Genomic DNA, 26,184 nt, shown 5'->3' with positions numbered 1-26,184 from the left:
CGCGCGTCCGGGCTGCAGGTGCTGAGGGTCCGACGGATATCGATGCGCCTGTCGTGAGAAACGCCCTACGGGGCCGACCATGGCTCGGAGTGCGAAGCCATCCGCCCCGCGGCCGTCACGACGACGTCCACAGTGCCCTGAAACTCGCGCATCGATCTCTCGGTGGTTTGTTACTGAGCGGCGGTAGGAGCGGCGGCGGTGTACTCCCCGTAACCGGCCTCGGGCGCAGCGGCCGGAGCGGCGGCCGGAGCAGCCTCCGGCGCGGCAGCCGGAGCAGCGGCCGGCGCGGCAGCCGGAGCAGCCTGCGTGGCCGTCGGGGCGGCGGACGCCTTGTCACCGTACGGAGCACCCCACGTGCCCGCGGCGTTGGCCGTCGAAGTGGCCACCGCAGTCACGTTCTGGGCATCCCAGTCGTCGTTCTCGTGGGCGAACGCGGAGCCGGCGGCACCGAAAGCGGACAGTCCTGCGACCGCTGCAGCTACGACCGCAACGCGCTGAAACCTGCGCATAGTTAGACCCTTTCTTCCCGGGCACGAAGCCCTGGCTTGACTACTTAGTGTGAGCATATACACGTAATCCGTAGCAATTTGGGATCTATGGTCTTTCTCTGTGGCGTGTCGACCCATGGCAAGGAGCCCTTTCGTCCGCCTCGCCATGGCCGTGAAGGGAGTTGGGAAAGCGGCTGTCACGACCCTCACGGGCCCACCGTTCTCCCTTGAAAGGAACGACGTTTCCCCGAGGGCGAGTCACGGGCCGCGAGGGACGGTCACCCGTTTGCCGACACTCGAAGACGCAAAAGCAGCGGAGGCCGGACCAGGTCAACCCGGTCCGGCCATCCGCTGCTTGAGAGACGGGGAAGGCGTAGCAGGCTACGCGCCGCCGCCGAACAGGTGCTGCAGAGCACTGCCGACGGCCCCCGGGTCGATCTCGTTGCTGTCCGCCGCCGGCCCCGTCGCGGGCAGGTCGCTGCAGGTGATGTGCGGACCGATCCGCGTCTGCCCGTTGGAGAAGAGTCCCGGAGCGGGCACGGACACGGGCTTGGTCGGCTGGCAGTTCACCGACCGACGGACGATGAAGTTGTCACCCTCGGGCGTCTGGCCCACGATCCGCTGGGTGCAGTGGGTGTTGCCCTGGCTGTCGGTCGTGCAGGCGGGCGGGTCCGCCGCGGCGTTGGCCTGGGTGACGCCGATACAGGTCATGGCGAGGCCGCCAAGAAGCCCCGAGATGGCCGCGATCTTCTTTCCGTTGAACATGTGATGCGTCTCCTTTGTGAGGGGTGCCCGGACGCCGTGCGCGGTGAACCGCCGCGCCGGGCCCGGGATGTCGGAGATACGGGCCCCGGCATCCAGCCATGTCCGGGAATCTTCGGGGCCGTTTCGCTTACGAAGGGAAGGAGTGACCTGGGCTTCGAGGTTCAGGTCGTGCGCCGCGACGGTCCACGGGAGCCGACCTTCGCTCCTGGCGGCCGTACAGGAACGGGCCCCCTCGGGGACTGACCCCGAAGGGGCCCGCGGAAGGCGTCGCGCACGACTACGCCGCCGACCTCAGCCAGTGAACGCGTTGTTGAACTGACCGCAGGTGGTGTCGAAGGTCTCGGAGAGACCGAGCACGGCGATCGGGAGGTCACCCTCGGCCACCGTCTGCGGGCTGCACTCCTGGTAGGGGCGGTAGAGGTCGGTTGAGGTCGGCCTGACGTCGTAGGCGACACCGGTGCCGGCACCGATGGCGGACAGGCTGCCGGCCGCCGCCGCGACGATCATGACCTGGTGAAGCTTGCGCATGGAACCCTCGGTTTTCATTACCTATAGATGAGGCTGATTGCCTACTGTGACTGAACGAACACTAGCAGTAGCGACGAGGTTCCATGTCGGTCCATATCCCGTGTCCGAAACGGGAGATGGGACAGGGCGCGCACGAAAGGCGGGCATAAAAAATGCCTGACGTGACGGTCGGAGTGCGAAGCGTCACGCCAGGCTCTGCGGCGGGTTGCCGGGGATGTCGGAGCCCCCTGTCGGATTCGAACCGACGACCTGCTGTTTACAAGACAGCCGCTCTGGACCAGCTGAGCTAAGGAGGCCTGCACGCACTGTCACGCACGCGCCCGTGCAGTGTACCCAGGTTCCGAGCGGGCCCTGTCGAAAATTTCCGCGAAGTTCACATGCCTCCGGGTACTGACAGACCGGGCGAACCCCAGGTAGCGTCCAGAGCCAGTCCGCACATGTGGACTAAACCAACCACCTTCCTACAACGGATCGTCCGGCACGTTCCTGCCGGTAGAAGGGGGCCCATTCACCATGGCCACTGTCTCGTTCGACAAGGCGACCCGGATCTACCCGGGCACCGAGAAGCCCGCCGTGGACGCGCTCGACATCCACATCGAGGACGGAGAGTTCCTCGTTCTGGTCGGCCCGTCCGGCTGCGGCAAGTCCACCTCGCTCCGCATGCTGGCGGGGCTCGAGGACGTCAACGCCGGCGCCATCCGCATCGGTGACCGCGACGTCACGCACCTGCCGCCGAAGGACCGGGACATCGCCATGGTGTTCCAGAACTACGCGCTGTACCCGCACATGACCGTCGCCGACAACATGGGCTTCGCGCTCAAGATCGCCGGCGTCAACAAGGCGGAGATCCGCAAGAAGGTCGAAGAGGCCGCGAAGATCCTCGACCTGACCGAGTACCTGGACCGCAAGCCGAAGGCCCTCTCCGGCGGTCAGCGCCAGCGTGTCGCCATGGGCCGCGCCATCGTGCGTGAGCCGCAGGTCTTCCTCATGGACGAGCCGCTGTCCAACCTGGACGCCAAGCTCCGTGTGTCGACCCGTACGCAGATCGCGTCGCTGCAGCGCCGTCTCGGCATCACCACCGTCTACGTCACCCACGACCAGGTCGAGGCCATGACGATGGGCGACCGTGTGGCGGTCCTCAAGGACGGTCTGCTCCAGCAGGTCGACACCCCGCGCAACATGTACGACCGCCCGGCCAACCTCTTCGTCGCCGGCTTCATCGGCTCCCCGGCCATGAACCTGGTCGAGGTCCCGATCACCGACGGCGGCGTGAAGTTCGGCAACTCGGTCGTGCCGGTGGACCGTGACGCGCTCGCCGCCGCCCCCGACAAGACCGTCACCGTGGGTGTCCGCCCCGAGCACTTCGACGTGGCCGGCTCCGACTCGGACCAGGGCCTCGCGGTCACCGTCAACGTCGTCGAGGAGCTCGGCGCCGACGCGTACGTCTACGGCACCGCCAAGGTCGGCGCCGACTCCAAGGACCTCGTCGTCCGCGTCAGCGGCCGTGACGTCCCGGAGAAGGGCAGCACGCTGCACATCGTCCCTCGCTCCGGCGAGACCCACGTGTTCTCGACCTCCACGGGCGAGCGGCTCTCCGACTGAGAGCAGTCCCAGGCAGTACAACTCCGGGTAATTCACCCAGGTTGACGAAGAGGGCCCCGCAGACCGCTGCTGGGCCCTCTTCTGTGTCGACAAATACCCCGGCAAATCGGTTCATTTCGAGGGCTGTGCGTCAACGCTCCGTTCGGGAAAGAGCACCACTTCGTCCCCCGAAACGGTGACCAAATGTCGCCATATCAGTACTGAACGCTACCCTCACTCGCGTGAAGCACTCCACCAACCCACAGACACGACGCGGCCACCGGGGCCCCGCCCGCCAGCTCGGCCGCACTCTCGCCCTCGTCCTGCCCGTCGTCCTGGTGCTCTCCGGGACCCTCGCGGTCACCCGGGTCAACTGGTCGGGGAACTCCTCGGACTCGGTACTCGCCGCGACCGACGTCACAAGCGCGGGTGACGCGAAGAACGCGGCCCCGCGCGCCCCGCAGGACGTGCTGCGCGACCAGCTGCTGACCGAGCTGCAGGAGCGGAACCCGGGCGCCGCCCTGACCCACCTCCAGCAGGCCGTCCACGAACGTCCCTCGCTGGCCCGGCACTGCGCCTCGATCGCCCGGGCGCTCGGGCGGGCCGCGGTGCGGGTGTACGGTCCGACGCGGGCCCAGTCGTACTCCCGTCCCGTCTGCGACACCGCCTTCGCCTCGGGCGTGGCGGCCGCACACCGCTGAACACTCCTTTTACGGATGGTAACGGCTGATTAAGGAACGGTTGCCGGCGAATGCCGCGAGCGGGGCGCCGCGTACAGTTCGGTCATGACTGATCCGAATGCCGCGTCCCGCCCCGTTCAAGCCGTCGTCCTGGCCGGTGGCCAGGGGTCCCGGCTGCGTCCGTACACCGACGACCGGCCCAAGCCGATGGTCGAGATCCCCGGTACGGGGACGCCGATCATCGGCCACCAGCTCGCCTGGCTCGCCGAAGAAGGTGTGACGGACGTGGTGGTCAGTTGCGGTCACCTCGCGGAGGTGCTGCAGGACTGGCTCAAGTCGGCCGATCTTCCGGTGCGCGTCACGACCGTCGTCGAGACCGAGCCGCTCGGCCGCGGCGGCGGTCTGAAGTACGCGGCCGCACATCTGCCGCATCCCGACCAGCCGTGGTACGCCACCAACGGCGACATCTGGACGCGCTTCTCGCTGCGCGACATGGCCGGCTTCCACACCGAGCGCGACGCCGTCGCGACGCTGGCGCTCGCGCGTCCCCGGATCCCGTGGGGCGCGGTGAAGACGGACGGCTTCGGTCACATCACCGACTTCATCGAGGCACCGCCGTCGACCTTCGAGATCAACGCGGGTGTCTACGTCTTCTCCCCCGAGTTCGCCGGCCTCCTCCCCGAACGCGGCGACCACGAGCGCACCACATTCCCTCACCTGGCCCGGGAACGCCGGCTGGCCGGTTTCCCGATCCCTCAGGGGGCGTACTGGCGCGCCATCGACACGGCGAAGGACCTGACGGAGGCAGCGAAGGAACTGGCGGCGCTGGGCCGTTAGCCTCCGGCGGTTGGGCCGGGGGCCTGCGGCGGCCCGTGCGGGGTGAGTGGGGCGCGCGTGAGCCCGCCTCTCGGTGCCGGTCCGCATCAATCAGCCCGTCCGGCGCGCCCACGCCGGCCTTGGCGGCTGCGCCCGTCGCCGACATGGCTGCGGGCAGTCGTGCCGCCGGGGCGGCACGGGTGCCTACAGCGTCTACGGCGAAGGGCCCCGGACGTCGCCGCGTCCGGGGCCCTTCGCTGCGTTGCTCGGCGTCTATCCCAACAGGCCGCCCACCAGGCCCGGTTCGCCGGAGGTGGAGCCTCCGTTGCCGGAGCCGCCGGTCGAGCCGCCGCCGGAGGTGGGGCCTCCGGAGGTCGGACCGGTGCTGGTGCTGGGGGCCTGGTCGGCCGGCGTGGACTGCTGGGGCGGGGCCTGCCCCGTCGTGCCCTGCGTCTGGCTCGGCGCCGCGCCGGTCGCGCCCGTGTCGCTGGTGGCGCCCGGCGTGGCCGCACCCGACGGCGTGGCCGCCCCCGACGTGGCTCCCTGGGTCGGGGAGTTGGAGGCGGACGGCGTCTTCTTGTGCCCGCCCGGCTCCTGCGGGAACGGGGAGCCCGGCAGTTCGTTGCGCGGGGCCTCACCGGGGCCGGGGACGACCACCCGGTCGGCGTCGCGGACGGCGCCGCCGAGGAGGGAGCCGATGAGCAGGGTGAGGCCGCTGACGATCGCGGTGACCAGGGCGCCGCGGCGGAGAACGTAGTTGCGCAGCTCCCAGATGTCGGAGCGGGGGCCCAGGCGGCGCCAGGCCATGCCGGCGAGGCGGCCGTCGATGGAGTAGACGGGGGCGCCGGCGATGATCAGCGGGGACCAGGCGGCGAGGTAGATGATGTCGGGGGCGTCGTAGACCGGGACGCTCTTCCAGCTGACCGTGAGCAGGAGCGCGGCGGACAGCAGGGCGCCGACGACCGCGGCCACCCGCTGCCAGCAGCCCAGGACCGTGAGGACGCCCACGATGACCTGGAAGAAGGCGATGACCAGGCCGGAGCCGACCGGGTGCTCCAGGGCGAACTGGCGGAGGGGCTCGGCGACTTCCCAGGGGTGCAGGGTGTTGAGCCACTTCACCATCGAGCCGCGCTTGCCGCCGTCGAAGTAGACGGGGTCGCAGAGCTTGCCCATGCCGGCGTAGATGGAGATGAAGCCGAGGAAGACGCGGAGGGGGAGGAGAACGACGCCCAGGTTCATGCGGCGGCCGGGGTAGTAGGCGTGCCGCGCCGGGTCGTCGCCGAGGCGCTTGGGCGGCGTATCGGTCGTCTCGTCCGGGCCGTCCGGTTCCTCGAAGTCCTCGGCCTCATAGGGGAGTTCCTCGTCGTAGGCGCTCTCCACCGTGCGCATGTGGGGCAGCAGCCGGGTCTCCACCGACTCGGGCGTGCGCTGGGCGCCGACGATCGGCGTCTCGACGGTCCGCGTCAACTCGTCTTCGTAGCCGTCGTCGTAGCCGCCGACCCCTACGCGCGGGATGACCTGGGTGGCCCCCGCGGGGACCGGTTCGTCGCCGTGGCGGACGCTGCCGTCCCGCACTGCCTGGAGCAGGCGGTGGGCGCCGGTGTCGTCCGGCGCGGACGTGCCGTTCCAGACGGCGACTCGGCGGCGGGCGCCGGGGGCCGCGCCTGCTCTGCCTGCCGCGTTGACGACGGGGATGCGGGCGGTGTCCTCGGTGGCGCTCAGGTGCCGTGCGATGCGCGAAGATTTGGTGCGCCCGGTCGACGCGCCCAACAACACGCGGAAGCTCGCGTGATTGACGATGATCTGCGCCGGATCGCTCGGCACCTTCACCATGCTCAGCGCGGGAGCGTCGTCGAATCCCGACGAGCGGTCCCCCGTGGGTGTGCGGGGTGTTCTGGTGTCCACACTCAACTAACCGAGTGACGTGAGGTTAGGACACTGCTTTGACCGGTCCGATCTGTCCGGACCCCGTCAAAGATGCGCAGGTCGCACCACTGTCACCAGAATTAACCCGCACGGGTGACGCCACGGATGTCTGTTCAGCCGCGTCGGCGGGCCGCCTCGTACAGCACGATGCCTGCCGCCACACCGGCGTTCAGCGACTCCGCGCCGCCGGGCATGGGGATGCGGACGCGGAAGTCGCACGTCTCGCCGACCAGCCGGGACAGGCCCTTGCCCTCACTGCCGACGACGATGACGACCGGGCCCTCCAGGGCCTCCAGCTCACCGAGTTCGACCTCGCCGTCGGCGGCGAGGCCGACGACCACGATGCCCGCCTTCTTGTACGCCTCCAGGGCGCGGGTGAGGTTAGTGGCGCGGGCGACGGGGGTGCGGGCCGCCGTGCCGGCGGACGTCTTCCAGGCGCCGGCCGTCATACCGGCAGCGCGGCGCTCGGGTACGACGACGCCGTGGCCGCCGAAGGCCGAGACCGAGCGGACCACGGCACCCAGGTTGCGCGGGTCCGTCACGCCGTCGAGGGCGACGATGAGCGGGTCCTCGCCCTCGTCGGCTGCGGCGTCGGCGAGGTCCTCGGGGTGGGCGTACTCGTAGGGCGGGACCTGGAGGACGAGGCCCTGGTGGTTGAGGCCGTTCGTCATGCGGTCCAGCTCGGGGCGCGGGGCCTCCATGAGGTTGATGCCGCCGCGCTCGGCGGCGAGCTGGAGGGCCTCGCGGACGCGCTCGTCGTTGTCGATGAACTGCTGGACGTAGAGGGTGGAGGCCGGGACACCCTCGCGCAGCGCCTCGACGACCGGGTTGCGGCCGACGACCAGCTCGGAAGTGCCCTTGCCGCCGCGCCCGCGGGCTGCGGGACGCCGCTGGGCCTGCTTGGCCTTGGCGGTGGCGATGCGGTTCTTCTTGTGTCCCTTGCGCATCTCGGCCGGAGGCGTCGGCCCCTTGCCTTCCAGGCCCCGGCGCCGCTTGCCGCCGCTGCCGACCTGCGCGCCCTTCTTGCCGGACATGCGGCGGTTGTTCGCGGCCATGACCTACCTGTTCTGTCGTGAAGCGTTCGTACGTACGTCTAGTGCGTCTATGAAGTGTGCCGCCCGGAGGCCCGGACGGCACAATCGATCTTCCCGGGCGCCGGCCCGGTCAGCGCGGGCCGAGGCTCCAGCGCGGGCCCTGCGGGCCGTCCTCGATGACGAGGCCCGACTGGTTGAGCTGGTCGCGGATGGCGTCCGCGGTGGCCCAGTCCTTGCGGGAGCGGGCCGCCTCACGCTGGTCCAGGACCATGCGGACCAGGGTGTCGACCACGCCGTGAAGGTCCTCGCCACGGTCGGTCTCGCCGGCCCAGTGCTCGTCGAGCGGGTCCAGGCCGAGGACGCCGAGCATGGCGCGCACCTCGGCGAGGCGGGCCACGGCCGCTTCCTTGTCGTCGGCGGCCAGTGCGCTGTTGCCCTGTCGGACGGTGGTGTGCACGACGGCGAGCGCCTGCGGGACGCCCAGGTCGTCGTCCATCGCCTCGGCGAAGGCGAGCGGCACCTCGGCGGACGGCTCGACGACGCCCGCCTTCTCCACCACGCGCTGCACGAAGCCCTCGATGCGCGCGAACGCCGACTCGGCCTCGCGCAGGGCCTCTTCGCTGTACTCGATCGTCGAGCGGTAGTGCGGGGTGCCCAGGTAGTAGCGCAGGACGATGGGGCGCCACTGCTTGACCATCTCGGACACGAGCACGCTGTTGCCGAGCGACTTCGACATCTTCTCGCCGCTCATGGTGACCCAGGCGTTGTGCACCCAGTACTGCGCGAACTCGTCGCCGTAGGCCTTGGCCTGGGCGATCTCGTTCTCGTGGTGCGGGAAGATCAGGTCGAGTCCGCCGCCGTGGATGTCGAAGGCGGAGCCGAGGTACCTGTGCGCCATCGCCGAGCACTCCAGGTGCCAGCCCGGACGGCCCCGGCCCCACGGCGTCTCCCAGTCGGGCTCGCCGGGCTTGGCGGCCTTCCACATCGCGAAGTCGCGCGGGTCCCGCTTGCCGGTGATGCCCTCCTCGGCGGGCTGGCGCATCTCGTCGAGGTCCTGCCGGGACAGCTCCAGGTAGGAGGGCCAGGACCGGACGTCGAAGTAGACGCTGCCGTCCGCCTCGTAGGCGTGTCCGCGCTCGATGAGCCCGCGCATCATCTCGACCATCTCGGTGACATGGCCGGTGGCCCGGGGCTCGTAGGTCGGCGGGAGGCAGCCGAGGGCGGTGTAGCCGTCGGTGAAGGCGCGCTCGTTCTCGTAGCCGATCGACCACCAGGGGCGGTTCTGGTCGACGGACTTGGCGATGATCTTGTCGTCGATGTCCGTGACGTTCCTGATGAACGTCACCTCATAGCCGCGGTATGCGAACCAGCGGCGCATGATGTCGAAGTTCAGCCCCGAGCGGATGTGCCCGATGTGCGGCGCGGCCTGCACGGTGGCGCCACAGAGGTAGATCGAGACACAGCCCGGCTGGAGCGGGGTGAAGTCACGGATCTGCCGGGCGCTGGTGTCGTACAGGCGAATAGTCACGACACCAGGGTAGTGGGCGGAGGATGGTGGATCCGACGCTTGGGTGCAAGTCCGTCCCCGGGCGGGCGGAAATCACCTGCCGGTGCCTCAGCCGGCCCGCACCACCAGCGCCGTCGCCACCGCCATCAGGCCCTCGTCGCGGCCCGGGAAGCCCAGCCCGTCCGTCGTCGCTCCCGACACGGACACCGGTGCGCCCGCCGCCTCCGAAAGGATCTTCTGCGCCTCGTCGCGCCGCTTGCCGATCTTCGGGCGCGGCCCGACGACCTGGACCGCGATGTTGCCGATACGGAAGCCCGCCTCGCGGACGATCCGGGCCGCCTCGGTGAGGAGTACGACTCCGGGGGCTCCCGACCACTGAGGCCGCCCCGTGCCGAAGTGCTGCCCCAGGTCGCCGAGGCCGGCCGCCGAGAACAGGGCGTTGCAGGCGGCGTGTGCGACGACGTCCGCGTCGGAGTGGCCGGCGAGGCCCGGGCCCTCGCCCTCCCACTTCAGGCCCGCGCACCACAGCTCGCGGCCCTCCTCGAAGGCGTGGATGTCGGTGCCGATGCCCACCTGGGGCAGCACCGGGAGCTGCTCAGAAGCCATCGTTGAGCCTCCGGCGCGCCAGGACCGCCTCGGCCAGGACCAGGTCCAGCGGGCGGGTGACCTTGAAGGCCTCCTCGTGGCCGGGGACGACCACGACCGTCAGACCGAGCCGCTCGACCATGCTCGCGTCGTCGGTGACGTCGCCGGTCACCGTCTCGTGCGCACGGATCAGCGTGGCGCGGTCGAAGCCCTGGGGGGTCTGTACGGCACGGAGGCGGGCGCGCTGCGGGGTGGCGACGACCGGTTCGGGGTCGCCCGCGGCCGCGGCCGGCTCGACCTCCTTGACCGTGTCCGCGAGCGGCAGCGCGGGCACGACGGCCGGCGCTCCGTCGCGGACCGCCTCGATCACCGCGTCGACCGTGTCCACCGGGACCAGCGGGCGCGCCGCGTCGTGCACCAGCACGATGTCGTAGTCCGGCGGCAGCGCGTCCAGGCCGAGCTTCACGGACTCCTGGCGGGACTCACCGCCGGGGACCACCAGGAAGTCGGTGCGCTCGGGCAGGGCGTGCGCGTCGAGCATGCTCTTGACCTCGGCGGCGCCGTCGGGCGGGGCCACGACGACCACCAGGGAGACGGCGCGGGATGCGGCCATCGCACGTACGGCGTGGATCAGCATGGGCGTGCCGTTCAGCGCGCGGAGCGCCTTGGGGGCGCCCGGACCAAGGCGTACGCCCCGGCCGGCGGCCGGGATCACGACGGCCGTACGGGTGCCGGCGGCCGTCCCACCGCGGGCTTCCGAGGGCGAAGGGCGCGAAACGTCAGACATCGGTTCCTGTCAGGTTTGTGTGCTCGGCCTACTTGGGTATGGCCTCAGCGTGCCGGGCGCGACGCCTTGACGGACCCTTCCGTGACAGTCGGTCGAGCCAGCTGCCCGGGCCCGGCACGTCCAGTATCGGGGGCGCCCCCGACACAGACGTACCGCACAGAGACGTACAGCGTCTGTGAGCGCACATGCCGCAGCGCCCGGCGACATCAAAACGTCATCGGGCACCGCGGCACTTCTTTGAGAAATTCAGCACTGTGCTGAACTGAGGCGGATGGACCGCGTCAGGACGCGAGAACCTCGTCGAGCAGGGCCTCAGCCTTGTCCTCGTTGGTGTTCTCCGCGAGGGCGAGCTCGCTCACCAGGATCTGGCGAGCCTTGGCGAGCATGCGCTTCTCACCGGCGGAGAGTCCACGCTCACGCTCACGACGCCACAGGTCACGCACGACTTCCGCGACCTTGATGACATCGCCGGAGGCGAGCTTCTCCAGATTTGCCTTGTAACGACGAGACCAGTTCGTGGGCTCCTCGGCGTACGGCGCGCGCAGCACCTCGAAGACCCGGTCCAGCCCGTCCTGACCGACCACATCACGTACGCCGACGAACTCCGCATTGTCCGCTGGCACACGCACCGTCAGGTCACCCTGGGCGACCTTCAGCACCAAGTAGGTCTTGTCCACGCCTTTGATCTGGCGAGTTTCGATGGCCTCGATCAGCGCGGCCCCGTGATGGGGATAGACCACGGTGTCGCCAACCTTGAACGTCATGTGACAGGTACCCCTTCCGTGGCTATCCAGGGTAACACGGATACGGCGTCTTCTGAATGGCGTTTTCGCAGGTCAGGGCATATCTCGGGGCTTGACAACTCCGACAGGAACGTGCTTCGCGGGCCGATCGGAAGAAGGTATTCGCAGGTCGGAGCCGCTCTGCGGGTGAGGTGAAACGCGCACGTTACACACATCCGGAGGCACGTCCGAGCGGCCGAACGTCCGCATATGTCCGCTTCCAAGTGTGCGACTTCCGCTACTCCGTTCGGTGCCCGGAGTCGGGTACCGGACGAATCCGGAATTGATCACTGCCCCGGGCCGGGAGCACAGCCGGTGATCAATTCCGGGAAGGTCGCGCATTCCTTCACGGAAATTTTGCGCCGCCGCTCGGGAGGGGCTTATGTGAATGCAGGACGAGTGTGCGGGCAATGTGGCTGCTGGGTCACTTGTGGGTGACGGGACGGATCACGGAAGGCGTACGAAGAGGTGCTTCGGCGGTACTTCGGCCGCTCAGGGGAGGGTCGGGTGCGGTCGCGCGGGAACGGCTCGGTAACCTAAGGCCGCTGACAGACACTTAGGGCGGCTTTACGCGCCCGCCCCGTTCGAGTCAAGGAGTTGCCGCCGCCGTGAGCAGCAGCCTTCGACGCGGCGCCCTCGCCGCTGCCGCCATCGCGTTCTCTATCACGTCGCTCGCCGCGTGCGGCGCCGGCAACAACAGCCAGACGCTGGAGATCAAGCCGGACAACGCTGCCACCACCGTCGGCGACATCAAGGTCCAGAACGCCGTCGTCATCACCCAGCCCGACCTGGAGTCGACCGGCCCGGCCGCCATCTCCGCGACCCTGTTCAACTCGGGGAAGACGGCCCAGACGCTGGACGCGATCAAGGTGGACGACTCCGGCGAGACCGCCGAGCTCAAGCCCGCCAAGGGTGGCAGCCTGACCGTCCCGGCCGGCGGCTCGCTCGTCATCGGCGGCGCGGGCAACGCCTCCGCCGTCCTGGCCAAGGGCCGTGACGGCATCCAGGACGGCAACGCCCAGGCGATCACCTTCACCTTCAGCAAGACCGGCGACGTGAGCCTGCGGGCGTTCGTCGTCCCGTCCGAGCACTACTTCGAGAGCTGGGGCCCGAGCGAGGTCCCGAAGACGCCGGGCGCGTCCGCCTCCCCGTCGAAGCCCGCCGCGAGCGGCACCCCGACCGGCGAGGCCTCCGCGAGCGGGACGCCGACCGAGGGCGCCGAGGCCGGATCCGAGGCCGGCAGCGGCACGGGCGGCGCGGCGACCCCGTCCGACAGCGCCTCGCAGACGACGGCCGGTCACTGAGCCTTCGTACGGCACTGAGTAGCCGTACGACCTCCGCACAGCCGTAGAAGAAGGGCGGGACCCCGTACGACCGGGGTCCCGCCCTTCGACGTGTCCAGTGCTTCTTACGGCTCGAACTTGTAGCCGAGGCCGCGCACCGTCACCAGGTACCGCGGCGCGCCCGGGTCCGGCTCGATCTTGGCGCGCAGGCGCTTGACGTGGACGTCGAGGGTCTTGGTGTCGCCGACGTAGTCGGCGCCCCAGACGCGGTCGATGAGCTGCATACGGGTCAGGACGCGGCCGGCGTTGCGCAGGAGCATCTCCAGGAGGTCGAACTCCTTGAGGGGGAGGTCGACCTTGGAGCCGGAGACCGTGACCACGTGGCGGTCCACGTCCATGCGGACGGGGCCCGCCTCCAGGGCGGCCGGGGTCACCTCCTCCGGCTCGCCGCGGCGGCGCAGGACGGCGCGGATGCGGGCGACCAGCTCGCGCGAGGAGAACGGCTTGGTGACGTAGTCGTCGGCTCCTATTTCCAGGCCGACGACCTTGTCGATCTCACTGTCCTTGGCGGTCACCATGATCACCGGGACATTGGAGCGGCCGCGCAGCTGACGGCACACCTCCGTACCGGGCAGACCCGGCAGCATCAGGTCGAGGAGGACGAGGTCGGCGCCGTTGCGCTCGAACTCGTCGAGTCCGTCGGGCCCGGTGGTCGCGACGGCGACCTCGAAGCCCTCCTTGCGGAGCATGTACGACAGGGCGTCGGAGAAGGACTCCTCGTCCTCGACGACGAGCACACGGGTCACGGAAGGACCTCCGGGGCGGAAAGCGTTTCGTACGCGGTTGAATCGGGGGATTCGGCGGATGAGCGGGCGGAGTGCCCGGCCTCGTCGTCGAGGTCCGGGGGCTGCTGTGCGCGGTCGCGCGCGGCGCCGGCCTCCGGCAGCCGCAGGGTGAACGTGGAGCCCTGTCCCTCCGAGCTCCACACCGTGACCTCCCCGCCGTGCGAGGCGGCCACGTGCTTGACGATCGCGAGACCGAGGCCGGTGCCACCGGTGGCACGGGAACGGGCCGGGTCGACGCGGTAGAAGCGCTCGAAGATGCGCTCCTTGTCCTTGTCCGAGATGCCGATGCCCTGGTCGGTGACGGCGATCTCGATCAGGTCGCCGCCAGGGCTGGTCACCCGGCGGGCGGCGATGCCGACGCGGGTGCGGGCGGGCGAGTAGTTGACGGCGTTCTCGACGAGGTTGCCGAGAGCGGCGGCGAGCTGGCCCCGGTTGCCCCAGATGCTCAGTTCCTGGGTACCGCCGGCGGCCATGGTGATCTGCTTCGTCCCGGCGGCGTGCCGGCAGCGGTCCATGGCCTCGGCGACGAGCTCGTCGACGCGGACGGGCTCGGCGTCCTCCAGCGGGTCGTCGTTCTGGACCCGGGAGAGGTCGATGAGCTCCTGCACCAGGCTGGTGAGCCGGGTCGCCTCGATCTGCATGCGCCCGGCGAAGCGCTGGACGGCCTCGGGGTCGTCGGAGGCGTCCATGACCGCCTCGGAGAGGAGGGAGAGTGCGCCGACGGGCGTCTTCAGCTCATGGCTGACGTTCGCGACGAAGTCGCGCCGCACCGCCTCTATCCGCCGGGCCTCGGTGAGGTCCTCGACGAGGAGCAGGACGAGGCGGGAGCCGAGGGGCGCGACGCGCGCGGACACGGCGAGGGCCTCGCCACGTCCGGTGCCGCGCCGCGGCAGGTCCAGCTCGACCTGCCGTATCTCGCCGTCCCGTCTGGTGTCCCGGGCCATCTGGAGCATGGGCTCGACGGAGAGCTTGCCGCCGCGCACGAGACCGAGGGCGTACGCCGCCGAGCTGGCCTTGACCACGGCGTCCCCCTCGTCGAGGACGACGGCGGAGGAGCGCAGCACCGACAGGACCGTGTCCACGCCGGGCGGCAGGACCGGGTCGGTGTGCAGAGAGGTTCGGGTGGGTCGCTTCAGGTCGCGTTCGCTCCAGCGGAACGCCAGCATGGCGATGACGCCGGTGAGCACCCCGGCGATCGCTGCCGCTGCGGCGACCGCCGCGTTCACGTCCATGCATCCAGGTTAGGCATGGGCCAGGCGGTGGCCACAGCCGTCGGAGGGCGAGCTCGAACACTCGTCGCTCAGAGTTCACCTTGGAGCCAGTAGTGGTTCATTTGGGGTGGCGGAAACGGACGCGTTGGGGCCGGATCGTGGGAGCGTCGGGTTCGCCCTGGCGGTTTAGCGTGGAGATCACACTGGCGGTTTCACGACAGTCCGACTGGCGTTTTCGGGACGGTCTTACTGTCGGAGGTCATGACCGTAAGACTGTCCTCTCGACGGTTTGACCGGTTTGTTGACGAGAAGACTGTCGGTTCGGACGACAAGGCCGACGGCTCGACAGCAGTCTCCTGGCCCCGGAACCCCCGAGGCAGACGTAAGAGAGGGACCCCTGATGCGGGACGCGTACCACGAGGAACTGGACTCGATCGGCGACAGCCTGGTCGAGATGGCCCGGATGGCCGGGTCGGCGATCGGGCGCGCCACGACGGCGATCCTCGACGCCGACCTGAAGCTGGCCGAGAGCGTGATCGAGGCCGACCAGAAGGTCGACGACCTCCAGCACGACCTGGAGGCGCGGGCCATAGCGCTGCTCGCCCGCCAGCAGCCGGTGGCGACGGACCTCCGCATCGTCGTGACGTCGCTGCGCATGTCGGCGGACCTGGAGCGCTCGGGCGACCTCGCCCAGCACGTGGCCAAGCTCACGCGGCTGCGCTACCCCGAGCGCGCGATCCCGCAGGACCTGCACGCCACCATCCTGGAGATGGGCCAGCTCGCGCAGCGCCTGATGGCGAAGGCGGCCGAGGTGATCGTCACCAAGGACGTCGACCTCGCGCTGCAGCTGGAGCAGGACGACGACGCGATGGACCTCCTGCACCGCACGCTCTTCCAGCACCTGATGGACGAGCGCTGGAAGCACGGCATCGAGACGGCCGTGGACGTGACGCTGCTCGGCCGCTACTACGAGCGGTACGCCGACCATGCGGTGGCCGTGGCCAAGCGTGTGGTGTACCTGGTGACGGGTGAGCACGCGGACGAGCTTCAGGCCGACGTCCAGCCGGAGATCCAGCCGGTCTCGGGGGCGGAAGGGGCGTAGGCCTCTCTCGTACGCGGGCTTGTGGAGGGCTGTTCGGGGCGTACGCAAGCCTCAGTGCGCCGTTGATGCGCCCAGCGGGGCGGGCATGGAATGGGCACAGGCTCCAGCCTCGAGGAGGGACCATGGCCGAATCCCCCAGCACCCCCGGCACGACACCCGACCCCACCCAGGAACGCCCGACCGAGCAGCCCGCCGACATCAGGAGCCTCCCGCTCGTCGGCGCCTGCGGCTGCGGCTCGGGCTGTGGGTGCGGATGCCAGTCGGGGAACCCTTGCCAGTGCGGGTGAGGGTCTCATACGACGGACAAGGGCCCCGGTGCACCTGCCGGGGCCCTTGTCCGTCGTGACGCTCGTCGTGTTGCTCACCGTGCTGCTCGTCGTGCTCCTCGTGCCGGACGGGCGCAGCATGGAAAGGAGAGCAGGAGGTGCGAGCATGGCTCAGTACATGGACGTACACCACAACATGAAGGGCATCACGGCCGACCAGCTTCGGGAGGCCCACAACGCGGACCTCGCCATAGAGAAGGACGAGCGCGTGCACTTCGAGCGGGCATGGGCCGACCCCGACTCGGGCGTCGTCTACTGCCTCTCCGAGGCCCCCTCGGCCGACGCGGTCCAGCGCATCCACGAACGCGCCGGGCACAAGGCCGACGAGATCCATCCGGTTCCGCTGTCGGTCTGAGCAGGAGCCAGGCTGTGAAAATGCCCCCGATCCGCGCCATCAGCGCAGGTCGGGGGCGCGATCAGGGAAGTTACTTCTTCTTGCCCTGGTTCTTGACCGCCTCGATGGCCGCCGCGGCCGCCTCCGGGTCCAGGTACCTGCCGCCCGGGGTCACCGGCTTGAAGTCGGCGTCGAGCTCGTAGTACAGGGGGATGCCGGTCGGGATGTTCAGGCCGGCGATGTCGGCGTCGGAGATGCCGTCCAGGTGCTTGACCAGGGCGCGCAGCGAGTTGCCGTGGGCGGCGACCAGGACCGTGCGGCCGGCCAGGAGGTCGGGGACGATGCCGTCGTACCAGTACGGGAGCATGCGGACGACGACGTCCTTCAGGCACTCCGTGCGGGGGCGCAGCTCCGGGGGGATCGTCGCGTAGCGCGGGTCGTCCGACTGGGAGAACTCCGTGCCGTCCTCGAGCGGGGGCGGCGGGGTGTCGTACGAGCGGCGCCACAGCATGAACTGCTCCTCGCCGAACTCGGCGAGGGTCTGGGCCTTGTCCTTGCCCTGGAGGGCGCCGTAGTGGCGCTCGTTCAGGCGCCACGAGCGGTGGACGGGGATCCAGTGGCGGTCCGCGGCCTCGAGGGCCAGCTGCGCCGTGCGGATCGCGCGCTTCTGGAGGGACGTGTGGACCACGTCGGGCAGGAGGTCGGCGTCCTTCAGGAGCTCGCCGCCGCGGACTGCCTCCTTCTCGCCCTTCTCGTTCAGGTTGACGTCCACCCAGCCGGTGAACAGGTTCTTCGCGTTCCACTCGCTCTCGCCGTGGCGGAGGAGGATCAGCTTGTACGGTGCGTCGGCCATGCGATGAGCGTAATCCAAGGCTCCGACCGGGTGCGCCCGCCTCTCGATGGGCGGACTGTTGACGGGATCTGTTAATTGAGTGGCCCCCGACAAGTCCGCGCTCGTAAGTTGTGCCTAGCGCATGAGCCGCTTACATCGACCGCACCGTTCCTGGCTTTGCCCTACCTGGCCTCGCCACACCTGGGGGATCTCCATGTCGCTCGCCGCCCTGAGACGTGCCACCCGAGAGACCGTCTCCGGGCTCCCCCGCGAGTTCTGGTGGCTGTGGACCAGCACCCTGGTGAACCGGCTCGGGGCCTTCGTCGCCACGTTCATGGCCCTGTACCTCACGCTCGACCGCGGGTACTCCGCCTCCTACGCCGGTCTCGTCGCCTCGCTGCACGGCCTCGGCGGGGTCGTCTCGTCGATCGGCGCCGGCGTGATGACCGACCGGCTCGGGCGGCGGCCCACCCTCCTCATCGCCCAGGTGTCCACCGCCCTCTCCGTCGCCCTGCTGGGATGTGTGCACCACCCCGTCGCCATCGCCGCCGTCGCCTTCCTCGTCGGCGCCGCCTCCAACGCCTCCCGGCCCGCCGTGCAGGCGATGATGGCCGACATCGTCCGGCCCGAGGACCGGGTGCGCGCCTTCTCGCTCAACTACTGGGCCATCAACCTCGGATTCGCCATCTCCTCCATGGCCGCCGGGTTCATCGCGGAGGTCAGTTACCTCGCCGGGTTCCTGATCGAGGCGGGGATGACGGCCGTCTGCGCGGTCGTGGTGTTCGTCAAGCTGCCCGAGTCGCGGCCCGAGCGGACGAAGGCGGACCAGGCAGCCGAGGAGGTCGGGCTCGGGACCGTGCTGCGCGACGGGCGCTTCATGAGCGTCGTCGGACTGTCCTTTCTCGTCGCCCTCATCTTCCAGCAGGGCTCGGTGGGGCTGCCGGTGGCGATGGGCGACGCCGGGTTCTCGCCTGCCGACTACGGCCTCGCGATCGCCGTCAACGGTGTCCTGATCGTCGCGCTGCAGATGCCGGTCACGCGGTTCATCGAGCGCCGGGACACGGGGCGGATCCTCGTCGTCTCGTCCCTGCTCGCCGGGTACGGCTTCGGGCTCACCGCGTTCGCCGGCTCGGTCGGCGTCTTCGCGCTGACGGTGTGCGTGTGGACGCTGGGCGAGATGCTCAACGCGCCCACCCAGACCGGGCTCGTCGTCCGGCTCTCCCCGGCCCAGGGGCGGGGGCGGTACCAGGGCATGTACACCCTGTCCTGGTCCGTGGCCGCGCTGGTCGCCCCCCTGATGTCCGGCTTCGTCATCGACCACTACGGCGCCGAGTGGCTGTGGGGGCTGTGCGCGGTCGTCGGGACGGCGGCGGCGATCGGGTACGGGATGCTGATGCGGGGGCTGCCGACGGAGAAGCCGGCCGCCGACGACACCCCGGCCGCCGCGAAGAGCGAGGTCAGCCCCGCCTGACGGCGACCACCCGGGGATCGTCCCCGGGGTTCGCCGACCGTCGTCACGGATGCATCCGCGCCCCCTTCACCACCTTGTCCACGGCATTCCGCGGCCCGTACACCGCCAGCCCGACCAGATCCAGCTCCCCCGTCGGCACGGCCCGCACCGCCGCACGGTTGTCCCGGTCGTTGCCCGTCGCGAAGAGGTCGGAGGTGAACACCGCGCGCGGGAGGGACCGGGAGAGCACGCGCGCGTGGGCCGTCGTCAGCGTCTCCTTCGTGCCCTCGAAGACCAGGACCGGCTGACGGAACATCGGCAGGTAGCGGACGCCGTCCCCGTCCTCGTACGGCTCCCCGATCACCTCGGGCACCTGCGTACCCAGGCCGCTGACCAGGAAGGCCGTGACGTTCAGGCGCTGCCACGGCTCCAGGTCCTCGCGCAGCAGCACGGCGATCTTCGTGTCGAAGCGGACAGGTGCCTCATCAGGGGTGGGGGTCTCCGTGGTACGGGTCGTATCGCTCATACGGCGAGACTGCCGACCGCCGTACGACGTCGTCTTGTACGTTCTTTGCATGGCCGCCGCCCGGAATCGCCAGGAGGTCTCCGCGTGGCGCCCCTCCGTGCCGGGCGTCACCGAGGTCTTCCACGCCCACTTCACGGAGTACGCCTATCCGATGCACGTCCACGAGGCGTGGACGCTGCTCATCGTGGACGACGGCGCCGTACGGTACGACCTCGACCGGCACGAGCACGGCACCCCGCACGACACGGTCTCCCTCCTCCCGCCGCACGTCCCCCACAACGGCTCCCCCGCCACCCCGCACGGCTTCCGCAAGCGCGTCCTGTACCTGGACGGCACCCGGCTGGGCGAGGACCTGATCGGCCCGGCGGTGGACTCCCCCGACCTGCGGGACCCCGTGCTGAGGCTGCGCGTGGGCCAGTTGCACAGCGCCCTCGCGCAGCCCGGCGACGAGCTGGAGGCGGACAGCAGGCTCACCCTCATCGGCGACCGGCTGCGCGCGCACCTGCGGCCGAAGACCGTCACCGGCGCCCCGCGCCGCGATCCCGCGCTCGCCCGCCGGCTGCGCGAACTCCTCGACGAACGGGTCGTCGAGGGCGTCGCCCTCGACGAGGCCGCCGCGCTCGTCCAGGCCCATCCCGCGCATCTCGTACGGTCGTTCAGCACCGCGTACGGCATCGCGCCGCACCAGTACCTGATGTCCCGCCGCGTCGACCGCGCCCGCCGGCTGCTGCTGGAGGGCCGGCCGCCGGCCGAGGTGGCCACCGCGACCGGCTTCTACGACCAGTCCCATCTCACCCGGCACTTCCGGAAGTTGGTGGGGGTGCCGCCGGGGCGCTACCGCAGCAGCGCACGCTGAGCGTGGTGCGGATGGGGCGGTCAGGCCCTCGACGGCATCAGTCCGCCGAGCGCTGAGTCAGGTGGCTGAACGCGTCCAGGTTCCGTGTGGACTCGCCGCGGGCCACCCGCCACTCGTACTCCTTGCGGATCGCGGAGGCGAACCCGAGTTCCAGGAGGGTGTTGAAGGCGCCGTCCGCCGCCTCCAGGACCTGGCCGAGGAGGCGGTCGATCTCGTCGGGGGTGACGGCGGAGAGGGGGAGCTTGGCGGTGACGTAGATGTCGCCGAGGCGGTCCACGGCGTAACTCACGCCGTAGAGCTTGAGGTTGCGCTCCAAAAGCCAGCGGTGGACGCCGGGCTCGTTCTCGTCGGGGTGGCGGATGACGAAGGCGTTGAGCGACAGGGAGTGGCGGCCGACGAGGAGGGAGACGGTCGTCGAGAGCTTGCGGGTGCCGGGGAGCTTGACGACGTAGTTGCCGGAGGCGGGGCTCTCCCACTCCAGTTCGGCGTCCTTCAGGGCTCCCTCGACGACCTGCGCCGTCTTCTGTGCGTCAGCCATGGTGGGAGCGTACGCGACGGCGGTGGGCCTGGGCCGCGGCCATGTAGACGTCCGCCGTGGCGGCGGCAGCGGCGTCCCAGCCGAAGGACTGCGCGTGCCGGGCCGCGGCCTCGCCCATACGGGAGGAGATGTGCGGGTCCTGGGCGAAGGCGTGCAGCACGCGCGCGTAGTCGCCGGGATCGTGGCCCTGGACCAGGAAGCCGGTACGGCCGTCGCGGACCGCGACCGGCAGGCCGCCCACCGCTGCCGCCAGCACGGGGGTGCCCGCCGCCTGCGCCTCGATGGCCACCAGGCCGAAGGATTCGCTGTACGACGGCATGACCAGCACCGATGCCGCACGGAACCAGTCCGCGAGCTGCTCCTGGCCGACGGGCGGGCGGAACCGTACGACGTCCGCGATGCCCAGGCGGGCGGCCAGCTTCTGCAGGCCCTCGGGCTTGGCGAGGCCGCTGCCGCTGGGGCCGCCGACGACCGGGACGACGATGCGGGAGCGGAGGTCGGGATGCTCGTCCAGGAGGACGGCCACGGCGCGCAACAGGACGTCCGGAGCCTTCAGGGGCTGGATGCGGCCCGCGAACAGGGGGATCAGGGCGTCCTGCGGGAGGCCCAGGCGGGCGCGGGCGGCGGCCCGGCCGTCGGCGGGCGTGAAGCGGGTGAGGTTCACGCCGGGGTGGACCACGGCGACCTTGGCGGGGTCGGCCGCGTAGTGCCGTACGAGTTCGTCGGACTCCTCGGCCGTGTTGGCGATGAGTCGGTCGGCGGCCTCCACGATCTGGGTCTCGCCGATGACCCGGGCCGCGGGCTCGGGGGTGTCGCCGTCGGCGAGGTTGGCGTTCTTGACCTTGGCCATCGTGTGCATCGCGTGCACCAGGGGGGCGCCCCAGCGCTGGGCGGCCAGCCAGCCGACGTGGCCGGAGAGCCAGTAGTGGGAGTGGACCAGGTCGTAGTGGCCGGGGCGGTGGCCGGCCCACGCCTGCATCACGCCGTGGGTGAAGGCGCACAGCTGGGCGGGGAGGTCCTCCTTGTTGAGGCCCTCGTAGGGGCCCGCGTCGATGTGGCGGACGAGGACGCCGGGGGCGAGCTGGACGGTCGGCGGGAGGTCCGCGGCCGTCGTGCGCGTGAAGATCTCCACCTCGATGTTGATCGCGGCGAGGCGCTGCGCGAGCTCCACGATGTAGACGTTCATGCCGCCGGCGTCGCCGGTGCCGGGCTGGTGGAGCGGTGAGGTGTGCACGGAGAGCATGGCGACGCGGCGGGGGCGGCGGTGGAGCCTGAGCCGCGGGTGCGCCGCCGGAGAGCGACGCCCGAGCCTGCTGACGTACTGGCTCACGTGGCGTTCCTCCTTGGCTGCGGGCATGCCGGGTGGAGGGTGTGGGGCCCTCCAAGGGGGTGCAACAGCGGAGGAAGGGGTTCCCATTCCTGGTGGGGTGGTTTTTGCCGAGGTATTACCGGGGGTCGGTCAACTGTTCGGGGGTCGGGGGCGTTGGCCTCCGGCGGTGGGGCAGGGCGCCTGCGGCGGCCTGTGCGGGTTCGGTGGGCGTGGTGGACCCCGCCTCTCGGCGCCGGCCCGCGTCATTCAGCCCCCCGCAAGGCCCACACCGACGCCGAGTGCCGGGAAGGCGCGTCGCCTGGTGGCCGGGCCCTTACCCTCATACGCATGACTGCCCGCGCCACCGCCCTCCCCCACGCTCGGCTTCGCTCGAGCGCGGGGACCCCCATCGTGGGAACGGTGACTCGCGGGACCACCCATCCGAATCGGCTCCGCCGGATGGACCGCTGGATCGCCCACACGCACGGCGCCGAGCTGCGGCGTGCCGGGGATCCCGTTGCGGTTGACCTCGGATACGGCGCCGCCCCATGGACGGCCGTCGAGCTCCTCACCCGGCTCCGCGCGGCAGCGCCCCGCGTGCGGGTCGTCGGTGTGGAGATCGAACCGGCGCGGGTCGCGGCCGCCCAGGCGTACGAGCGGGAAGGGCTCGTCTTCCGGCACGGCGGGTTCGAGGTTCCGATCCCGCAGCGGCCCCTCTTGGTGCGTGCGGCGAATGTGCTGCGGCAGTACGAGGAGGGCGAGGTCGCCGGGGTCTGGGAGCGGATTTGTGCGCGGCTCGCGCCGGCCGATCCGGGGGGCGGGTCCCGGGGCGGGCTGCTCGTCGAGGGGACCTGCGACGAGATCGGGCGCCGGCATGTGTGGGTGGCGCTCGGGCCGGAGGGGCCGCGCACGGTGACCTTCGCGACCCGGCTGGGGTCGCTGGAGCGGCCGTCGGATCTCGCCGAACGGCTGCCGAAGGCCCTCATTCACCGCAATGTGCCCGGCGAGGCGGTGCATGCCTTTCTGCGTGACTTCGACCGCGCCTGGGCCGCCGCCGCGCCCTATGCGTCGTACGGCGCCCGGCAGCGGTGGATGCGGGCCGTGCGGGACCTTGCGGGCGACTGGCCGGTGGCGGACGGGCCGGTGCGGTGGCGGCAGGGCGAAGTGACGGTGCGGTGGGAGGCGTTGGCGCCGCGGTCCTGACCCGCGAGCGAAGGGAACGATCTCCGCGAGTCGTTCGTCACATTGGCGGGGAGATCGTCATGGGGGCGGGAGAGGGGGGAAATACGTCTTCCGACTGCCTCTGTCGCTTTGCGCGTCGTCGTGGCACGATCCCCCAAGCGCCAGTAAGTTACTGACGGTAAATCAGGTTTGGGGGCAGAGGTATGGGACCGGGCAAGCGCGCCCTCTCGCCGGGCAAGCGCAGCGTCCTCGTGGCCTTGACCGTGGTCTGCGCGGTCACCGTGCTGGCGGCGCCCGGTACGGCGTTCGCGGTACCTTCCCCCACGCCGTCACCCTCGTCGTCCCCGACCCCCGTGTCGAACAAGGACCTTGAGGCCGTACGCGAGAAGCTCGACAAGCTCTACCACGCCGCGGCCGTCGCCACCGACGAGTACAACGCCGCCGAGGAGGCGGCCGAGCAGCGGTCCGCCGAGATCGTCGCGCTGGCGAAGAAGATCGTCAAAGGCCAGGAGAGGCTGACCGAGCTGAAGAAGCGGGCCGGCGCCGCGGCCGCCGCCCAGTACCGGTCCGGCGGGCTGCCCGACGAGGCCAAACTGATGCTCAGCGACGATCCGGGGGCCTTCCTCGACGGCGCCGGGCGAGTGCTGCAGGGCGAGCGCGCCACCAAAGGGCTGCTGGCCGAAATGACCCGCACCCAGGAGGACTTGGAGCAGTACGCCAAGGACGCCTCCGCCCAGTGGCAGAAGCTGGAGGCCGGGCGCAAGGCCAAGGCGGCCGCCCAGAAGAAGATCGAGCAGCAGATCAAGGCGGCCGAACAGCTCGAATCCCGGCTGGAGAAGAAGGAGAAGGAGCGCCTCGCCGAACTGGAGAAGGAGGCCGCCTACAAGGCGCAGACCGCCTGGCTGGACTCCGGGATCCTCAAGGACATCAAGGGCAAGGCATCCGAAGAGGGGCGCAAGGCCGTCGAGTATGCGACGAAGCAATTGGGCAAACCATATGAATGGGGCGCCGAGGGGCCGAAGTCGTACGACTGCTCAGGGCTCACGTCACAGGCCTGGGCGAGCGCCGGGCAGGGGATTCCACGGACCTCGCAGGAGCAGTGGAAGCAGCTGAAGCGCATCGCCATCGAGGACATGCGCCCCGGCGACCTCATCATCTACAACGGCGACGCCAGCCATGTGGCCATGTACATCGGCGACGGCGCCATCATCCACGCCCCGCGGCCCGGGCGGACGGTGACGGTCGCGGGGGCCGGATCGATGCCGATTCTCGGGGTGGTTCGGCCCGATGCGTGAGGGTTGAGGGGGCTTTTGACGGGTGAGGCAGGAGCGTTCGTGACCCCCGCCACGTGACCCACCCCACGCCAGTTCGCCGTGAAACCGCCGGCCGACGTGACGTTCGTCATCCCTGCCCCTCTTCCGCCCTGTCCAACTGCGGTACGGAACGCGGCATATGACAGCGGCCAGCGTCAACGCGGCGTGTCTCACACCATTCCATTGCGGCGCCGACACCCGCTATGGTCCCCGTCGGTGGATCGAGGTCCCTCGTTCCCACCAGCCCTCGGGGGGAGGGAAGGAACTCAAGACGATGCCCGTACCCATACCGCGGCAGAGAGCGATCCCGGCCGCGGAGAGTGGTCAGGCGCAGGCCGCGTCCCCAGGCGGCGGCACCTCCAGCGAAGAGGCCCCGCGTAAGGAAGAGACGGTCGAGAACACCACCCACACCAACCTGACCCTGCTGCTGATCGAGGACGATCCCGGCGGGTCCGCGCTCGTGCCCGAGTTGCTCGACTCGGCCGGCAAGCCGATCCGTGTGCGCACCGCCCGCAACCTCACCGAGGCCGAGCGGCTGCTCACCGACGACGTCCACTGCATCCTGCTCGACCTCGCGCTCCCGGCGCCCGGCCGGGCCGGCGATGACGAGCTGGCCGTACTCCGGCACGTCCTGGAGCTCGCCCCCCGGCACGCCGTCCTCGCGCTCACCGCCTCCGGCGACGCCGAGCGCGGTGCGGAGGCCGTGCGCGTCGGTGCGCAGGACTACCTCTTCCGGGACGAGCTGGACGGGCGGCTGCTGAGCCGGGCGATCCGGTACGCCGTGGAGCGGAAACGTTCCGACACGGCCGAGCGGCGGCTTGCCGAAGGCCGGATGCGGGCTCAGGAGAACCGTCGTCTGGAGCGCGGTCTGCTGCCGACGCCGCTGCTGGAGGGGTCGTCGCTGCGGTTCGCCGCGCGGTACCGGCCCGGGCGTTCGCGTGCCCTGCTGGGCGGTGACTTCTACGACGTCGTGCGCACCGCGGACGGGACCGTGCACGCCATGATCGGTGACGTCTGCGGGCATGGGCCCGACGAGGCCGCGCTCGGTGTGGAGCTGCGCATCGCCTGGCGGGCGCTGACCTTGGCCGGGCTGTGCGGGGACGCGCTGCTGGGGACGCTTCAGGAGGTCCTTGAGCATGAGCGGTCCGACGACGAGATCTTCGCGACGCTGTGCACGGTGGACATCGCGCCGGACGGACGGCGCGCCGGGCTGTGCCTCGCCGGACACCCGTCACCGCTGATCGCCCGGCCCGGCCGGCCGGCACAGCTGCTGCCGTACGACAACAACGGGCCTGCGCTCGGTCTGCTGCCCGGGGCTCGCTGGCCCCGGATGGAAGTGAAGCTGGGGGCGGAGTGGAGTCTGATGCTCTACACCGACGGCTTGATCGAGGGACGTGTCGGTGAGGGCCGGGAGCGGCTCGGCCAGGACGGCATGGTGGAGATGGTGCGCCGACAGCTGGCCGAGGGGCTGCGGGGCGAGGCGTTGCTGCGGGCGGCCGTCAATGAGGTTCGGGATCTCAACGGCGGTGAGCTGACGGACGACGTGGCTGTGCTGCTGCTCGACCGAGGGGTCTGATCCCCGCGCCCCGGGACTGGGG

26 protein-coding genes and 1 tRNA gene are annotated in these 26,184 nt (G+C 70.4%); 11 read left to right on the top strand and 16 right to left on the bottom strand.

Translation table 11 applies throughout. The features are described 5' to 3' along the window. Nucleotides 1-170 precede the first annotated feature (170 nt). The 4 genes from ACIBU0_RS17575 to ACIBU0_RS17560 all read right to left on the bottom strand — a co-directional run bounded on the left by ACIBU0_RS17575 (nt 171) and on the right by ACIBU0_RS17560 (nt 2,077). Nucleotides 171-509, bottom strand: a complete 339-nt coding sequence (locus ACIBU0_RS17575; protein ID WP_398818626.1) for a hypothetical protein — start codon at nt 507-509, stop codon at nt 171-173. 360 nt (nt 510-869) lie between these two features. Next, nucleotides 870-1,253 (bottom strand): hypothetical protein, encoded by a 384-nt coding sequence (locus tag ACIBU0_RS17570; RefSeq protein WP_398818623.1) that lies wholly within the window; start codon nt 1,251-1,253, stop codon nt 870-872. 291 nt (nt 1,254-1,544) lie between these two features. Further along, on the bottom strand, nt 1,545-1,781 hold the full coding sequence (locus ACIBU0_RS17565) for a hypothetical protein (protein ID WP_398818620.1): 237 nt from the start codon (nt 1,779-1,781) through the stop codon (nt 1,545-1,547). Nucleotides 1,782-2,002: 221 nt separating this feature from the next. Continuing rightward, nucleotides 2,003-2,077: transfer RNA gene (locus ACIBU0_RS17560), tRNA-Thr, on the bottom strand. 217 nt (nt 2,078-2,294) lie between these two features. Here ACIBU0_RS17560 and ACIBU0_RS17555 point away from each other — a divergent pair. The 3 genes from ACIBU0_RS17555 (at nt 2,295) to ACIBU0_RS17545 (ending at nt 4,879) form a co-directional block, all read left to right on the top strand. After that, complete coding sequence (locus ACIBU0_RS17555) at nt 2,295-3,383, top strand: ABC transporter ATP-binding protein (protein WP_398818617.1); 1,089 nt, start codon at nt 2,295-2,297, stop codon at nt 3,381-3,383. 221 nt (nt 3,384-3,604) lie between these two features. Then, complete coding sequence (locus ACIBU0_RS17550; RefSeq protein WP_398818614.1) at nt 3,605-4,063, top strand: hypothetical protein; 459 nt, start codon at nt 3,605-3,607, stop codon at nt 4,061-4,063. Nucleotides 4,064-4,147: 84 nt separating this feature from the next. Further along, nucleotides 4,148-4,879, top strand: a complete 732-nt coding sequence (locus tag ACIBU0_RS17545; protein ID WP_398818611.1) for an NDP-sugar synthase — start codon at nt 4,148-4,150, stop codon at nt 4,877-4,879. Between the two features lie 252 nt (nt 4,880-5,131). On the opposite strand, the gene ACIBU0_RS17540 is transcribed toward ACIBU0_RS17545, so the two are convergent. The 6 genes from ACIBU0_RS17540 to ACIBU0_RS17515 form a co-directional block, all read right to left on the bottom strand. Next, complete coding sequence (locus ACIBU0_RS17540; protein WP_398819626.1) at nt 5,132-6,763, bottom strand: DoxX family membrane protein; 1,632 nt, start codon at nt 6,761-6,763, stop codon at nt 5,132-5,134. Between the two features lie 134 nt (nt 6,764-6,897). Further along, nucleotides 6,898-7,839, bottom strand: a complete 942-nt coding sequence (gene rlmB / locus ACIBU0_RS17535; protein WP_398818609.1) for a 23S rRNA (guanosine(2251)-2'-O)-methyltransferase RlmB — start codon at nt 7,837-7,839, stop codon at nt 6,898-6,900. A gap of 109 nt (nt 7,840-7,948) precedes the next feature. After that, nucleotides 7,949-9,346 carry a cysteine--tRNA ligase gene (cysS, locus tag ACIBU0_RS17530; protein ID WP_398818606.1) on the bottom strand — a complete coding sequence of 466 codons (1,398 nt, stop codon included), beginning with the start codon at nt 9,344-9,346 and terminating at the stop codon, nt 7,949-7,951. Between the two features lie 87 nt (nt 9,347-9,433). Continuing rightward, nucleotides 9,434-9,931 carry a 2-C-methyl-D-erythritol 2,4-cyclodiphosphate synthase gene (gene ispF / locus ACIBU0_RS17525; RefSeq protein WP_398818603.1) on the bottom strand — a complete coding sequence of 166 codons (498 nt, stop codon included), beginning with the start codon at nt 9,929-9,931 and terminating at the stop codon, nt 9,434-9,436. Further along, entirely contained in the window at nt 9,921-10,697 is a 777-nt protein-coding gene (ispD, locus tag ACIBU0_RS17520; RefSeq protein ID WP_398818600.1) for a 2-C-methyl-D-erythritol 4-phosphate cytidylyltransferase, read from the bottom strand. The genes ispF and ispD overlap by 11 nt, the downstream gene beginning before the upstream one ends. A 281-nt stretch (nt 10,698-10,978) precedes the next feature. Continuing rightward, complete coding sequence (locus ACIBU0_RS17515) at nt 10,979-11,461, bottom strand: CarD family transcriptional regulator (RefSeq protein ID WP_003953493.1); 483 nt, start codon at nt 11,459-11,461, stop codon at nt 10,979-10,981. A 626-nt stretch (nt 11,462-12,087) separates the two neighbouring features. On the opposite strand from ACIBU0_RS17515, the gene ACIBU0_RS17510 reads away from it, so the two are divergent. After that, entirely contained in the window at nt 12,088-12,783 is a 696-nt protein-coding gene (locus tag ACIBU0_RS17510; RefSeq protein WP_398818597.1) for a DUF461 domain-containing protein, read from the top strand. A 104-nt stretch (nt 12,784-12,887) separates the two neighbouring features. On the opposite strand, the gene ACIBU0_RS17505 is transcribed toward ACIBU0_RS17510, so the two are convergent. Together ACIBU0_RS17505 and ACIBU0_RS17500 are read right to left on the bottom strand one after the other, a co-directional pair. After that, nucleotides 12,888-13,568 carry a response regulator transcription factor gene (locus ACIBU0_RS17505; protein ID WP_015659563.1) on the bottom strand — a complete coding sequence of 227 codons (681 nt, stop codon included), beginning with the start codon at nt 13,566-13,568 and terminating at the stop codon, nt 12,888-12,890. Beyond that, the gene (locus ACIBU0_RS17500) at nt 13,565-14,839 is read right to left on the bottom strand and encodes a sensor histidine kinase (RefSeq protein ID WP_398818592.1); all 1,275 of its coding nucleotides are present in this window, start codon (nt 14,837-14,839) and stop codon (nt 13,565-13,567) included. Before ACIBU0_RS17500 ends, ACIBU0_RS17505 begins: the two co-directional genes overlap by 4 nt. A 379-nt stretch (nt 14,840-15,218) precedes the next feature. Here ACIBU0_RS17500 and phoU point away from each other — a divergent pair, with 379 nt between their 5' ends. Both phoU and ACIBU0_RS17490 read left to right on the top strand, forming a co-directional pair. Beyond that, complete coding sequence (gene phoU, locus ACIBU0_RS17495; RefSeq protein WP_398818589.1) at nt 15,219-15,920, top strand: phosphate signaling complex protein PhoU; 702 nt, start codon at nt 15,219-15,221, stop codon at nt 15,918-15,920. 432 nt (nt 15,921-16,352) lie between these two features. Then, nucleotides 16,353-16,601, top strand: coding sequence for an SCO4226 family nickel-binding protein (locus ACIBU0_RS17490; protein WP_398818587.1), 249 nt, complete (start codon nt 16,353-16,355; stop codon nt 16,599-16,601). 70 nt (nt 16,602-16,671) lie between these two features. Here ACIBU0_RS17490 and ACIBU0_RS17485 read toward each other — a convergent pair whose 3' ends face one another. Beyond that, nucleotides 16,672-17,433: a phosphoglyceromutase gene (locus ACIBU0_RS17485; protein WP_398818584.1), complete on the bottom strand. Its 762-nt coding sequence runs from the start codon at nt 17,431-17,433 to the stop codon at nt 16,672-16,674. 193 nt (nt 17,434-17,626) lie between these two features. Here ACIBU0_RS17485 and ACIBU0_RS17480 point away from each other — a divergent pair, with 193 nt between their 5' ends. After that, a complete protein-coding gene (locus ACIBU0_RS17480) occupies nt 17,627-18,883 on the top strand; it encodes an MDR family MFS transporter (RefSeq protein ID WP_398818581.1) in 1,257 nt (418 codons plus the stop codon). Nucleotides 18,884-18,926: 43 nt separating this feature from the next. On the opposite strand, the gene ACIBU0_RS17475 is transcribed toward ACIBU0_RS17480, so the two are convergent. Further along, nucleotides 18,927-19,388 (bottom strand): DUF2000 family protein, encoded by a 462-nt coding sequence (locus ACIBU0_RS17475; protein ID WP_398818578.1) that lies wholly within the window; start codon nt 19,386-19,388, stop codon nt 18,927-18,929. A 49-nt stretch (nt 19,389-19,437) separates the two neighbouring features. Here ACIBU0_RS17475 and ACIBU0_RS17470 point away from each other — a divergent pair, with 49 nt between their 5' ends. Next, nucleotides 19,438-20,244: a helix-turn-helix domain-containing protein gene (locus ACIBU0_RS17470; protein ID WP_398818576.1), complete on the top strand. Its 807-nt coding sequence runs from the start codon at nt 19,438-19,440 to the stop codon at nt 20,242-20,244. Nucleotides 20,245-20,281: 37 nt separating this feature from the next. On the opposite strand, the gene ACIBU0_RS17465 is transcribed toward ACIBU0_RS17470, so the two are convergent. After that, nucleotides 20,282-20,782 carry a YbjN domain-containing protein gene (locus tag ACIBU0_RS17465; RefSeq protein WP_398818573.1) on the bottom strand — a complete coding sequence of 167 codons (501 nt, stop codon included), beginning with the start codon at nt 20,780-20,782 and terminating at the stop codon, nt 20,282-20,284. Further along, entirely contained in the window at nt 20,775-22,112 is a 1,338-nt protein-coding gene (mshA, locus tag ACIBU0_RS17460; protein WP_398819623.1) for a D-inositol-3-phosphate glycosyltransferase, read from the bottom strand. Before mshA ends, ACIBU0_RS17465 begins: the two co-directional genes overlap by 8 nt. Before the next feature lie 390 nt (nt 22,113-22,502). Between mshA and ACIBU0_RS17455 the strand changes: the two genes are divergently transcribed. The 3 genes from ACIBU0_RS17455 (at nt 22,503) to ACIBU0_RS17445 (ending at nt 26,162) form a co-directional block, all read left to right on the top strand. Further along, nucleotides 22,503-23,294, top strand: coding sequence for a class I SAM-dependent methyltransferase (locus tag ACIBU0_RS17455; RefSeq protein WP_398818570.1), 792 nt, complete (start codon nt 22,503-22,505; stop codon nt 23,292-23,294). Nucleotides 23,295-23,476: 182 nt separating this feature from the next. After that, a complete protein-coding gene (locus ACIBU0_RS17450; RefSeq protein ID WP_398818568.1) occupies nt 23,477-24,568 on the top strand; it encodes a C40 family peptidase in 1,092 nt (363 codons plus the stop codon). 292 nt (nt 24,569-24,860) lie between these two features. After that, on the top strand, nt 24,861-26,162 hold the full coding sequence (locus tag ACIBU0_RS17445) for a PP2C family protein-serine/threonine phosphatase (RefSeq protein ID WP_398818565.1): 1,302 nt from the start codon (nt 24,861-24,863) through the stop codon (nt 26,160-26,162). Nucleotides 26,163-26,184: the final 22 nt, after the last annotated feature.

The sequence above is a fragment of the Streptomyces sp. NPDC049627 genome (assembly GCF_044465645.1).
In the GTDB taxonomy this organism is placed as follows: Bacteria; Actinomycetota; Actinomycetes; order Streptomycetales; family Streptomycetaceae; genus Streptomyces.
Note: the sequence above shows the minus strand (reverse complement) of the source record. Positions and strands in the feature narration are given on the sequence as shown.